This window comes from Chryseobacterium sp. HMWF035, from assembly GCF_003094695.1.
Classification (GTDB): domain Bacteria; phylum Bacteroidota; class Bacteroidia; order Flavobacteriales; family Weeksellaceae; genus Chryseobacterium; species Chryseobacterium gambrini.
The window spans coordinates 1-12,861 of record NZ_QEHP01000032.1 but is presented as its reverse complement, the minus strand read 5'-3'; the positions used below and the strand labels follow the sequence as shown (position 1 = coordinate 12,861).

Annotated in this window: 12 protein-coding genes; all 12 read left to right on the top strand. The window is 31.4% G+C overall.

Annotated features, from left to right (window positions below):
* The 12 genes from DD829_RS05715 to DD829_RS05660 all read left to right on the top strand — a co-directional run bounded on the left by DD829_RS05715 (position 1) and on the right by DD829_RS05660 (position 12,759).
* Positions 1-906: a glycosyltransferase family 2 protein gene (locus tag DD829_RS05715; RefSeq protein WP_116547603.1), complete on the top strand. Its 906-nt coding sequence runs from the start codon at positions 1-3 to the stop codon at positions 904-906.
* A 296-nt stretch (positions 907-1,202) separates the two neighbouring features.
* Positions 1,203-2,363, top strand: a complete 1,161-nt coding sequence (locus DD829_RS05710; protein WP_123906817.1) for a hypothetical protein — start codon at positions 1,203-1,205, stop codon at positions 2,361-2,363.
* Positions 2,364-2,377: 14 nt separating this feature from the next.
* A complete protein-coding gene (locus tag DD829_RS05705; RefSeq protein ID WP_116547601.1) occupies positions 2,378-3,451 on the top strand; it encodes an EpsG family protein in 1,074 nt (357 codons plus the stop codon).
* A 6-nt stretch (positions 3,452-3,457) separates the two neighbouring features.
* Entirely contained in the window at positions 3,458-4,450 is a 993-nt protein-coding gene (locus tag DD829_RS05700) for a glycosyltransferase family 4 protein (protein WP_116547600.1), read from the top strand.
* Positions 4,451-4,811: 361 nt separating this feature from the next.
* Entirely contained in the window at positions 4,812-5,840 is a 1,029-nt protein-coding gene (locus DD829_RS05695; RefSeq protein WP_116547599.1) for a glycosyltransferase, read from the top strand.
* Positions 5,837-6,844 (top strand): glycosyltransferase, encoded by a 1,008-nt coding sequence (locus DD829_RS05690; protein ID WP_108410911.1) that lies wholly within the window; start codon positions 5,837-5,839, stop codon positions 6,842-6,844. Before DD829_RS05695 ends, DD829_RS05690 begins: the two co-directional genes overlap by 4 nt.
* Positions 6,845-6,854: 10 nt before the next feature.
* Positions 6,855-7,889: a polysaccharide biosynthesis protein gene (locus tag DD829_RS05685; RefSeq protein WP_076395626.1), complete on the top strand. Its 1,035-nt coding sequence runs from the start codon at positions 6,855-6,857 to the stop codon at positions 7,887-7,889.
* Positions 7,890-7,898: 9 nt separating this feature from the next.
* Positions 7,899-8,321, top strand: coding sequence for a WxcM-like domain-containing protein (locus DD829_RS05680; protein ID WP_108410912.1), 423 nt, complete (start codon positions 7,899-7,901; stop codon positions 8,319-8,321).
* Between the two features lie 2 nt (positions 8,322-8,323).
* Positions 8,324-9,442 (top strand): NAD-dependent epimerase/dehydratase family protein, encoded by a 1,119-nt coding sequence (locus DD829_RS05675; protein ID WP_108410913.1) that lies wholly within the window; start codon positions 8,324-8,326, stop codon positions 9,440-9,442.
* A gap of 81 nt (positions 9,443-9,523) precedes the next feature.
* Positions 9,524-10,660 carry a non-hydrolyzing UDP-N-acetylglucosamine 2-epimerase gene (wecB, locus tag DD829_RS05670; protein ID WP_108410914.1) on the top strand — a complete coding sequence of 379 codons (1,137 nt, stop codon included), beginning with the start codon at positions 9,524-9,526 and terminating at the stop codon, positions 10,658-10,660.
* Positions 10,660-11,865: a glycosyltransferase family 4 protein gene (locus DD829_RS05665; protein ID WP_108410915.1), complete on the top strand. Its 1,206-nt coding sequence runs from the start codon at positions 10,660-10,662 to the stop codon at positions 11,863-11,865. The genes wecB and DD829_RS05665 overlap by 1 nt, the downstream gene beginning before the upstream one ends.
* Positions 11,866-12,759 (top strand): NAD-dependent epimerase/dehydratase family protein, encoded by an 894-nt coding sequence (locus tag DD829_RS05660; RefSeq protein WP_116547598.1) that lies wholly within the window; start codon positions 11,866-11,868, stop codon positions 12,757-12,759.
* Positions 12,760-12,861: the final 102 nt, after the last annotated feature.

The window sequence follows — 12,861 nt, the reverse complement described above, 5'->3', positions numbered from 1 at the left end:
ATGCAAGTCTCTATAATCATTGTAAATTATAATACGAAAGATATAACGGAGAATTGTATAGCATCTATTATATCTCAAACAAAGGACGTAGAATATGAAATTATCTTAGTGGATAATGCATCTGCAGATGGCTCAAAAGAATATTTTGAAAACAGAAAAGAGATCTGTTATATTTATTCTAATGAGAATTTGGGTTTTGGAAGAGCTAATAATTGGGGGGCTGAAAAAGCCAAGGGAGAACTTCTTTTTTTATTGAACTCAGATACCATCTTAATTGAAAATTCCATAAAAAAAATGTGTGATTTCTTTTACGAAAACGAGAATAAATTAAAAATAGGAGTCTTAGGCTGTAAATTGATTGATGCAAAACACGAAGTCGCACATTCTGGTGGATATTTTCCGACACCTTTCAGCGAATATCTTTTAATGTTTTCTTCATATTTCAAATTTAAAAATGCTGAATTTATTATTGATGAGAACAAAGAATATCAGATGATTGAAAAAGTTACAGGAGCCGATATGTTGCTAAGAAAGACTCTTTTTGACTCGGTTTCCGGCTTTAGTCCTCTCTTTTTTATGTATTTCGAAGAGACGGATATGCAAAAAAGAATTTCAAAACTTAAATATAAAAATTATATTTACAATAATAGTTCGATCATACATTTAGAAGGTGCTAGTTTTAATAAGGTAATTGCCAATTCAAAAAGAGTTATAGTACAAAGAAGCAAAAATTTGTATTTTAGAAGGAATTTCAGTAGCTATATTCTGTATGTCATTGTAGATATGTTTTTTAATTTGCTAAGATTATTTAATTCAAATTATACCAGGCATGAAAATATGATCTTTATAAAAGAAAATATAAAATCTTATTTTTCTAATAAGCGTGCTGCCAATAGTAAATATTAATAAATTTTTACAATTCTAAAGTGATAAAATTCAAATTAAGCAAAACAAATTTTATACTGTTAAATATATTTATTTTTCTGATCATCATAGTCAGATCTATATATCTCTATGACGTAGTAAAAAATAGAGAGGTTTTTTTTGAATTAATTATTGCTTTTTTAAGTAGCATCCTTTCACTGGTTCCATTTACTTTATCATGGTATAAGTTTGGAAGACCGAGACTTACGGACTGGGTTAAATTCTCAACTTTCTTATACCTGATCTTAAATTATTATCTCGTTTCGGATAAATTTTACTTGAAGGATGTAGGGATTTATGGAGAAGTTTACGTTAATATCTCCTACATATACGATACTTTGGTTGTCATATTTGTCGGGCTGCTCACAATAAATATTATTGATTTAGTTTTTTTAGTTATTAATTTTAAAAATGTAAAGAATACAGCAAGTTTGAAGTTGGATAGTACCTATGTACTAAGAAATGAGAAAATATTCATTTATTTGTCTATTATTTCTATGGTTTTATCCTATTTTTTATTGTTAACGGGTTTGATTGGGTATGGAGCCGACGGAGAGGCAGCATCTGGTTCTTATTCATTCTTAATTCAGATCATCAATTATTTTTCTCCTCTTTTTTATTTTACGTATGTTATTATAAAATTCATGTCGGGCAATAATTCAAAATTATTTTCGAATAGCTTTAAGTTGTATAATATACTTTATATAATTTTTGGTTTGGTTGCAGGGATGAAAGGGATATTAATTTTCGGGATAGTATTATTTTTAATACCATTTTTAGCATCAGGAAGAGGTATTCCTCTTAAGGTAATTATACCGTTAGCTTTATTTTTAATTATTTTATATCCTTTTAATAGTAATTATCGTGAAGCTTTGACAAACACTAATTCTAAGGTAACAGCGATGCAGATTGCGGCGGTAAAAACAATAAATATTGATTTTTCAGGCAGCTTAAATGAAAATACAAACAGTTACTCAGACAGGATATCCATGTTTTCTTATTTATTATTTTCAGTTGAAAAGGAGCCGGATTGGAATTTTTATAAAAATATGGAGCGTTTTGTTTATTTGCCTGTAAGTATGGTTCCCAGAATTCTTATACCTTCAAAGCCTGCCGAAGAAAATGGAGCACATCTTCAACAAATGATCGTAAGGGGAGTTAGAAATTCGCCTACACCAACCGTATATGGATGGGCATATCTGGAAGGTGGGGTAATTTTTGTTTTTTTACATGTTGCTATTCTTTCTATTGTATTAAACATCATACAGTTTCTTCCATTTAAGGGCAGTATGTTTTATTTCATATTTTACTCTCAGGTTTTGATAAAAAGTATTATCATAGAGCAGGATGTGTATTTCTTTATTGCTACCTTATTTCAAATGATTTTTGTATACTATTTCTTTTCAAAAATCTTTTTCAAAAAAGTTATCAGTAAATAATTATCTTAAAAACGATGATGATAATTATTTTATTTTTATTGATCTTATTATTTACAGTAATCGAGCACCAGAGAAAAAATAATTTTCATCAGGCATTATTCATATTCTCTCTTTTTTTTATTGTCTTATTGGAATCTATCAAGTTCGATTCCGGAATGGACTTTTGGAATACCTATAATCATTATCAGTTTTTTAAGTTAAATGATACAAGATATCGTTATGAATTTTTCTACAAATATTTAGTGTATTTTTTCAGAAATATTCTGAATTTCAGCTATCCGTTTTTTTTGTTTTTTTATTATTCTGTCATTTATAGCTTATATTATTTTTCTTTAAATAAAATTACTAAATACCCAATATCGGCTTTATTACTTGTATTTGCCTGCACAGTTGGACTTTTTGGGAGTAACCGACAGCTTTTAGCAATTGCAATTGGCTTTTTTGCATATATCTATTTTTTAAAGGAAAAGAAAATATCATATCTGGGTTTTATTTTAATTGCTACTTTTTTTCACTATTCTGCATTTATCTATGTTTTTTTGCTTTTTTTAGATAGAAAGATAAATGATAAAATTTGGATTGTTACACTGTTTGCTTTATTATTATTTAATATTACGGGTCTTAATTTTACAATTTTTAATTTTGTAATTAGTAATTTTGCTCCTGAAAAAATATCACATATTATTAAAGGATATAATATGGGCTTTGCAAAAATGCAATCAAATTATTATATGTTTGTACTTGGTATTATAAGAAGAGGCTTGCCGATATTTCTTATGATTCGGTATAAAAATTTTTTACAACATAAATCTTATTATCAATTATTATTAAATACCCTATTTTTTTCATTGGCCGCCTATGTATTATTTTTTGGAAAGTTAGAATACATGAGTTCCAGAGTTTCGGTATATTTTATAATTTTAGAAGTTATTTTATATGTTTGGCTTATTCCGGTTATGAATAAAATGGGTAAAAAAAATCTTTATTTAATTTTTTTGCTTTTGTTTGCAGGATTAGAATTTATCAAATATGTTTTTTCTGATCCAACTCCTTTTATTCCTTTTAAAACTTTATTCTTTTCTTTTTAAAATCATATGAAAGTCACTTTTTTTCAAAGATTCCCCAATCCAAAATTCTTGAGTATAGCAAAACTATTTTCGATACTCAATGCCGAAATGATTAATAGAGGGATAGATACAAAAAATATTTACGAAGTAGATCCAAATTTTTCATTTCTTGGTTTTATTAGAACCAATCTTTTTTTTAGCAAAAATCAGAATGAAATAAACCATATTACGGGAGCTATACATTGGTCTGTTTTTTTATTAAAAAGAAAAAATACAGTCCTTACTATACATGATGCAGGAAATATTTCTGAACTCAGTGGAATAAAACAATATCTTTTTAAACTTCTTTGGTTTTACTTACCGTTGAAAAAATTAAAATATATTACAGTAATTTCTGAAAAATCAAAAAAAGAATTAGTAGAACTGTTTCCATGGGCTGAAAATAAAATAACAGTAATACCCAATTGTCTTACCATACCATATCAGGATTTTGTAAAACCAGTCAATTCAAAGCCAGTAATTCTAGCATATGGATTCTATCCTAAAAAAAACCTATACAGAGTTTTACAGGCTATCGTTGGCATTGATGTTAAAATAATTATTATTGGCTCATTATCTTCCGAAGTAATGAAATTTTTACAAGAAAATGATATTGACTATATTAATTATGAAATTGCAACTGAAGATGAATTAATTGATGCTTATAAAATTTCTGATATATTATGCTTTCCTTCATTGTATGAAGGTTTCGGATTGCCAATATTAGAAGGGCAAGCGATGAAGTGTTGTGTTATAACGTCTGATATGAGCCCTATGAAAGAAGTCGCTGGAGATGGAGCAATTCTTGTCAATCCAAACTCAACCGAAGAAATAAGAAAAGCCATTAACGACATAATTTCTGATCAGGAGTTAAGAAATAAATTATTAAAATTAGGACATCAAAATGTAATAAAGTATTTTCCGGAAATAATTGCCGAAAAATACATTAATTATTATAAAATGATTTTAGACAAGAAATAATGATTCTTTAATAAAGTCCAAACATATTAAAAATAAAATACTTAGTAAGTGTAGAAGATAAGATAATGATAAATTTTGTTTTTTAATATTTTAGAAGAGGGTGATTTTTATAAGTAGTAATGTCTGGAGCTAAATTAGGATGTCAATTCTTAGTTCTAAATCTCATTCGATAAATATAAAAGGGAAAGGATAAGTTATTTTATTATGATAGAAATAGAAGCAGGATATGTGCAGATTCAACTATTTTGCTGGAGATAAGGTTTTACAGAACACAAATATTTATTGTAAATCCTTTTATGTACCTGCAAAATTTATTAAACATGTTAAATAATGAAAATCTTTAAACAAAAATAGCAATAAAATGAAAGCAGTTTTCTTAATTATTGACTATGTTCCTCATCAGGAAAATACAATAAAAAAATTAGTAGAAAAAACAAATGGGGAAGTTTTAGCATTTCACGCAGCTCTTTTTGATAAAAGTATTCCTGAAATAAAAAATTTTGAAACCCATCAGTATAGTCAGTTTACCAAACAGGACATTTTAAAAAAAATAAAAGACTTTCAACCGGATTTTATTGTTACCGCCGGTTGGATGATTAAAGAATTTATTTGGATTTGTAAACAGATTACAAAAGAGGGAAAAATACCTGTAATTGCACAATCGGATACTCCGTGGTATGGGAAAATTACTCAAAAGATTAATAGTGCGATCAGTCCGTTTCACCTTTCAAAAGCTTTCACTCATCTATGGGTTGCCGGTTATTATCAATACGAATATGCACGAAAGTTAGGCTTCGATAATAACAAAATACTTCTCAATTCATTAAGTGCCGATGTTGACCTTTTCAATAGAGTCAATATTGAAGAAAAAAAGAAGAGCTATCCTAAAAATTTACTGTTTATCGGTAGGTTTTCAGAAGAAAAAGGAATAAAAGAATTGTTAAATGCCTGGAAAAATATTCAGGATAAAAAACAATGGAACTTAGTACTTATCGGTAGAGGTGACCTAAAAGATGAAATAAGTAAGAATAATGACGTCATAGTAAAAGATTATATGAGTCAGGAAAATTTATTGCTAGAAATGCAAAATTCCGGTGCTTTTATTTTACCATCTACTTTTGAACCGTGGGCATTAGTTTTACACGAGGCAGCTTCAGCCGGGTTACCCATTATTTGTACAGATGTTTGTGGTGCTTCTCCTCATTTCGTAATTAATAATTATAATGGCTATAAAGTAAAACCTGATACAGCTTTATTAAAAAATGCTATAGAAAAGCTCATCAGTAAAACAGATGATGAATTACTCGATTTTTCTTACAACAGCAGAACTTTGGGTAATTCTATAACTCAGGATACATCAATAGCAAATTTATTACAGGTAATTTCATGATACTAATAGATGCGTTATATATCAACAACAGCGGTGGGAAAGTCCTGTTAGATTATCTTATTGAAGAACTAGAAAAAACCGATAAAGAAGTTTTTTATCTCTTGGATGAACGTATTCAGAAGGAAAAATTACAGTTAAAAAAAAATAAAGTAGTATACTTAAAGGCTTCCTTAATAAAAAGAAGAAACTTCTACAAAGAGAATAAACATCAGTTTTCTTCAATACTGTGTTTCGGAAATCTTCCTCCTAATGTTAAAACTTCAGCTAAAGTATACACCTACTTTCATCAGCTTTTATTTTTGGATCTTCCGAAAGAAATGTCTTTTATAAGTAAAAAGATATATTACATCAAAACCCGTTTTCTGAATGCTTTCAAAAAAAACACAGATTATTGGCTGGTTCAGACAGAGTTGGTTAAAGAAAAACTGTCAAAAAAATATGAGATTCAGGAAAGTAATATTTTGGTAATCCCTTTTTATCCACCTTTCATTACAGAAGTTAAAACAAATATCAGAAAAGAGCATCAGTATATTTACGTCAGCAATGTATCAAAACATAAAAATCATCTTAGACTAATTGAAGCATTCGCGAAATTTTATGATAAACACAAAAAAGGAAAACTCATTCTAACGATTCCTGATGATGCTACTGAAATATTAAATTTAATTAATGTAAAAGTAAATCAGGGATATCCTGTCGAAAATATTGGATTCGTAGACCGAAATTCTTTGTGCCAGTTATACACAGAATCAGAATATCACATATTCCCATCCCTTACGGAAAGCTTTGGTTTAGGCTTAGTAGAAGCAATAGAAAACGGCTGTAAGATTATCGGTGCAGATTTACCTTATACCTATGCAGTCTGCAAGCCAAGTCTGGTTTTTAATCCTTTAGAAGTAGATTCTATTACTGAAGCATTATCACTATCTTTGCAAAAAAATACAATAAACTCAGAGTCTAAAGTAAAGAATGAAATCAATACATTAATTTCTTTACTGCATTAAAATATAAATTATGGAAATACAGAATAAAGTCCTTCTTATCACAGGTGGAACAGGTTCATTCGGAACCGCTGTTTTAAGAAAATTCATCAATACAGACCACTTCAGAGAAATCCGTATTTTTTCGCGTGACGAGAAAAAGCAGGATGATATGAGAAACCAGTTTAGAAGCGATAAACTGAAATTCTATATCGGGGATGTAAGAGATTACAGAAGTGTAGAACCTGCAATGAGAGGAGTAGACTATGTATTTCATGCCGCAGCTTTAAAGCAGGTTCCTTCCTGCGAATTCTTTCCAATGCAGGCTGTAAAAACCAATGTGGAAGGAACTCAAAACGTAATTGATGCCGCTGCAAAAAATAATGTGAAAAAAGTAATCTGTCTAAGTACAGACAAAGCAGCATATCCTATCAATGCAATGGGAATTTCCAAAGCAATGATGGAAAAAGTAGCAGTTGCCGCATCACGTAATCTGGAAAATACAACGGTTTGCCTTACCAGATATGGAAACGTAATGGCTTCCAGAGGATCGGTAATTCCATTATTTGTAAAACAGATTAAAAACGGTGAATCCATTACCATTACAGATCCGAATATGACAAGATTCTTAATGTCATTGGAGGAAGCGGTAGATTTGGTTCTTTTTGCTTTCGAACATGGAAATTCCGGAGACCTTTTTGTTAATAAAGCTCCTGCTGGAACCATTGGAGACCTTGCTCAGGCTTTAAAAGAAATGTTTAAGGTAGATAATCCGGTAAAAGTAATCGGGACGAGACATGGTGAAAAACTATACGAAACCCTTTGTACGCGTGAGGAAATGCTCAAAGCAGAAGATATGGGCGATTTTTACAGAATTCCTGCCGATAACAGAGATCTTAATTACGCACAGTATTTTTCAGAAGGGGTAGAAGATATTTCCAAAATAGAAGATTATCACTCTCATAATACAAAACAGGAAGATGTTGAAGGAATGAAAAAACTTTTATTAAAACTCCCTTTGATCAGAAAAGAAGTTCTGGGAGAAGATATAATGCAATATCCTGATTAATTTTTTATTATGGCTATTCCTGCAATCATAGAAGGAGGAAAATATTCAGACGAAAGAGGTCAGTTGTTTTTTAACAACCACTTTGATGTCTCGGCAATTAAAAGAATATACTGTATCGAAAATAAAGATACAGATTTTATAAGAGGCTGGACAGGTCACAAAACTGAACAGCGATGGTTCTCGGCATTACAGGGAATTTTTATCATAAGATTAATAAAAATTGATCATTGGGAATCTCCTTCACAAGATTCAGAAATTTTAGAATTTGAACTTCATGCAGATCAGTTGGATATTCTTCATATTCCTGAAGGATATGCAAGTGCTATTCAATCCAAAATAGCCGGATCAAAATTACTGGTGATGGCAGATTATGCTTTGGGAGAAATAGAAGATGATTATCGATTTCCTATTGATCACTTTAAAAATTTATAACAATGAAAAAAGTAGGAATTACCGGACAAAACGGCTTCGTTGGTTCGCATTTATATAACACTTTGGGCTTACAGCCAGAAAAATTTGAAAGAATTTCTTTCGAAAGAGATTTTTTCGACTCTCCTGAAAAACTGGACGACTTTGTGAAGCAATGTGATGTCATTGTACATCTTGCAGCCATGAATCGTCATCCCGATCCGGAAGTAATCTTCAATAATAATGTAGAGCTTGTTAAAAAACTGACAGACTCTTTACAGAGAACAGGATCAAAAGCACACGTTCTTTTCTCTTCATCTTCTCAGGAAGAAAAGGATAATCTGTACGGTAAATCTAAAAAAGAAGGCAGAGAACTATTCGCAGACTGGGCAAAAAATAACGGAGGCAAATTTACGGGAATGATTATTCCGAACGTTTTCGGACCTTTTGGAAAACCGAATTACAATTCTTTCATCGCAACATTCTGTCATAAACTTACCCACGGCGAAAATCCTGTGATTGATAACGATGGAGAGGTAAAACTGATCTACGTTGGAGAACTTGTGCAGGAAATCATCAATCAGATTGAAGTTGCAGAAACCAACGAATTATACGAAGTTCCTCACACATCCGTAAATAAAGTATCTGAAGTTTTAGCTAAACTTGAAAATTACAAAAAGCTTTATTTTGATAATGGAGAAATTCCGGTGTTGGAAACGAAATTCGATCTCAATCTTTTCAATACATTTCGCTGCTATTTTGATATTAAAGATCATTATCCCGTAAAATTTACACAGCACACCGATCCGAGAGGAGCTTTTGTGGAAGTAATTCGCTTGGGAATCGGTGGACAGTGTTCTTTTTCCACTACCGTTCCGGGAATTACCAGAGGAAACCATTTTCATACAAGAAAAATCGAAAGATTTGCGGTAATTAAAGGCAAAGCCCTTATTCAATTAAGAAAAATAGACAGCGATGAGGTTCTGGATTTTTATTTAGACGGAAACGAACCCGCTTATGTAGATATGCCGATTTGGTATACCCACAATATTAAAAACATCGGAGAAGAAGAACTGTACACCATTTTCTGGATCAATGAACCCTTTAATCCCGAAGATTCAGATACCTATTTTGTAGAAGTTTAATAATATTTAATTATAAACTTCACGGGCTTCTCCAATAAACAGACATTAAAAATTTATCTTTGCAAAGGCAAAAAAAATACAATGAAAAAACTAAAAGTAATGACGGTTGTAGGAACACGACCGGAAATCATTAGACTATCAAGAGTATTATCAGCTTTGGATGCTTCCGAAGCCGTTGAACATATTATCGTCCATACAGGTCAAAACTACGATTACGAGCTGAACCAGATCTTTTTTGAAGATTTGGGACTTCGCAAACCGGATTATTTTCTGGAAGCAGCAGGTAAAACAGCAACAGAAACGGTTGGGAATATTTTAATTAAAATAGATCCTCTTTTGGAAGAATTGCAGCCTGAAGCATTTTTGGTTTTAGGAGATACCAATTCATGTCTTTGTGCCATTCCTGCCAAGAAAAGACAGATTCCGATTTTCCACATGGAAGCAGGAAACAGATGTTTCGATCAGCGGGTTCCGGAGGAAACCAACAGGAAAATTGTAGATCACACTGCAGATATTAATTTAACGTATTCAGATATCGCAAGAGAATATCTTTTAAGAGAAGGTCTTCCTGCAGACAGAATCATCAAAACGGGTTCTCCTATGTTTGAAGTGTTGAATAATTATCTTCCTCAGATTGAAAGTTCGGATGTTTTAAGCCGTCTGAATTTAGAAGAAGGAAAATATTTTGTGGTCTCTTCACACAGAGAAGAAAATATTAATTCTGAGAAAAATTTCAACGGACTAATAGAAAGTTTAAATGCCATTGCAGAAAAATTTGGCTATCCGATCATTGTTTCTACACATCCTAGAACCAGAAATATGATCGATAAAAAGCAGGTTGAGGTAAGACCGGAAATTCAGTTCTTAAAACCGCTTGGATTCCATGATTATAATGCCTTACAGATGAGAAGTTATGCTGTTCTTTCGGATTCTGGAACTATTTCAGAGGAGTCTTCTATCTTAAATTTCCGTGCATTAAACATCAGAGATGCACATGAAAGACCGGAAGCAATGGAAGAAGCATCCGTAATGATGGTCGGTTTATCTCCGGAAAGAATTTTACAGGGATTAACGCAGCTTCAGCAGCAGAAAGTAGGAACAGAAAGAAATTACAGACCGGTTTCAGATTATTCAATGCCGAATGTTTCAGAGAAAATGGTAAGAATTATTCTGAGTTATACGGATTACGTTAACAGAGTTGTTTGGAGCAAAAAATAATGAAAAATCTCTGGATCGCAACCGAACTTTTTTATCCTGAAGAAACTTCAACTTCTTTTATTCTTACAAAAATAGCAAACAGACTTTCGGAAAAGTATCATGTAAAAGTTGTTTGTGGAGATCCTGTGTATGACAAGCAAAAGAAAAGCAGTCATTTTAGTCTGGATTCCCGCGTAAATGTTCACAGAATAAAAGGATGGGGCGGAAACAAAAATAGTCTGTTGAGCAGATCTCTAAGATTTGTATTTCTGTCTCTTTCTATCTTTTTCTATCTTTGGAAAAACGTTAAAAAGGGAGAAAAGGTTTTTATGGTTACGAATCCGGCGCCTTTAATTCTGCTTCTTTCAATCCTTAAAAGATTTAAAAAAATTGAATTAATTATTCTGGTTCATGATGTTTTTCCCGAAAATACCATTCCTGCCGGAATCATTAAATCTGAAAAGTCAGTATTATACAGAGTTCTCAGAAGTATTTTTGATAAAGCTTATTCAAAGGCTGATCTGCTGATTACATTAGGCAGAGATATGCAGAAAGTTATTGAAGCTAAAATCAGAAAATATAACCGCCGTTCGAAAATTGAGATCATTGAAAACTGGGGCGATACAGAAGGTATTTATCCGCTCTTGAAAGAAGGTGTATTTAATGAGGATTCATCTTTAAAAGACAGGATCATTTTTCAGTATGCCGGAAATTTAGGAAGAGTTCAGGGATTAATTGAATTATTGCATATTATAAAAAAAGTGAAAAACGACCGATTGGCTTTTCATTTTGTAGGAGAAGGTGCTGTTAGAGACACCATGATAGAATATGTAAAAGAAAATCAACTGACCAATGTTTTCTTTGATGGGGCTTATTCAAGAGAAGAGCAGCTTCAGGTATTAAATAAGGCAGATGTGTCATTTGTAAGTTTAGCGCCTAAAATGTTCGGATTGGGAGTTCCTTCAAAAACGTACAATATTTTAGCTGCCGGAAAACCGGTTTTATATGTTGGCGAAAAAAACAGCGAAATAGATTTACTTTTAAGAGACGAGAATATTGGATATTCATTTCAGCATTTCGAAGAACAGAAAATTCTTGATTTTTTTAATTCTTTCGATGAAACGTCTGTTAAAGAATTAGAATTGATGAAAGAAAACGCGAGAAAAGTAGCAGAGGAAAAATTTTCAGAAGAGATTATACTGAATAAATTTTATAATATTATTTAAATGAAAGTGCTATTTACAGGAGCCAACGGTTTTTTGGGAAAAAATGTAATTCCTTTGCTTCAGAAGAAAAATTTTGAAGTAAAGACCTTTGGAACTTCCAATGCAGATTATATATTTAATATTACAAATACCATCAATCCTTTTAAAGGAAAATTTGATATTATTTTTCATGCCGCAGGTAAAGCTCATTCTGTTCCTAAAACTCAGGAAGAAGAAAGTGTATTTTACAAAGTAAATTTTGAAGGAACAAAAAACCTTTGTAACGCTTTGGAAGAGAATCTGCCGGAATATTTTGTTTTTATAAGCACAGTGGCAGTGTATGGAAAAGATTTCGGTGAAAATATAACTGAAGATATGCCATTGGAAGGATACACGCCTTACGCTAAAAGCAAATTGATGGCAGAGGAATTTCTTACCAAATGGTGCAAAGAAAAGAATGTAAAACTGTTCATTCTCAGACCTTCTTTAATTGCAGGACCCAATCCTCCGGGTAATCTGGGAGATATGATTAATGCGATTAAATCCGGGAAATATTTTAATATTGCAGGAGGAACGGCGAGAAAAAGTGTATTCTGGGTGGAAGATTTTGCTGAGATTACCGTTAATATGTTGGGAAAAGAGGGTGGAATTTATAATGTTTGTGATGATGCAAATCCTGCTTTTAAAGAAATCTCTGAAAAAATATCAGCCAAATTAAACAAGAAATCTCCGAAAAGTATTCCTTATTTTCTGGCAAAATCAATGGCTTTAGTGGGTAACTTACTGGGAAATAAAGCTCCGATTAACTCTTTAAAATTAAGAAAAATAACAGATTCTCTTACGTTTTCTAATGATAAAATAAAAAGAGAATTAAATTTTAATCCTTCAAACGTAATAGAAAAATTTCAACTGTAAACTATGGAATTTTCAATCGTAACAATTCTGCTTTTTATATCTATGCTCATCTATTTTAGAATAGCAGATAAATACAATATTATAGATAAGCCCAATCACAGA

Coding starts and splice junctions, on each gene's coding strand:
- DD829_RS05715 (WP_116547603.1), top strand. CDS start 1: ATGCAAGTCTCTATAATCATTGTAAATTATAATACGAAAGATATAACG.
- DD829_RS05705 (WP_116547601.1), top strand. CDS start 2,378: ATGATGATAATTATTTTATTTTTATTGATCTTATTATTTACAGTAATC.
- DD829_RS05700 (WP_116547600.1), top strand. CDS start 3,458: ATGAAAGTCACTTTTTTTCAAAGATTCCCCAATCCAAAATTCTTGAGT.
- DD829_RS05695 (WP_116547599.1), top strand. CDS start 4,812: ATGAAAGCAGTTTTCTTAATTATTGACTATGTTCCTCATCAGGAAAAT.
- DD829_RS05690 (WP_108410911.1), top strand. CDS start 5,837: ATGATACTAATAGATGCGTTATATATCAACAACAGCGGTGGGAAAGTC.
- DD829_RS05685 (WP_076395626.1), top strand. CDS start 6,855: ATGGAAATACAGAATAAAGTCCTTCTTATCACAGGTGGAACAGGTTCA.
- DD829_RS05680 (WP_108410912.1), top strand. CDS start 7,899: ATGGCTATTCCTGCAATCATAGAAGGAGGAAAATATTCAGACGAAAGA.
- DD829_RS05675 (WP_108410913.1), top strand. CDS start 8,324: ATGAAAAAAGTAGGAATTACCGGACAAAACGGCTTCGTTGGTTCGCAT.
- wecB (WP_108410914.1), top strand. CDS start 9,524: ATGAAAAAACTAAAAGTAATGACGGTTGTAGGAACACGACCGGAAATC.
- DD829_RS05665 (WP_108410915.1), top strand. CDS start 10,660: ATGAAAAATCTCTGGATCGCAACCGAACTTTTTTATCCTGAAGAAACT.
- DD829_RS05660 (WP_116547598.1), top strand. CDS start 11,866: ATGAAAGTGCTATTTACAGGAGCCAACGGTTTTTTGGGAAAAAATGTA.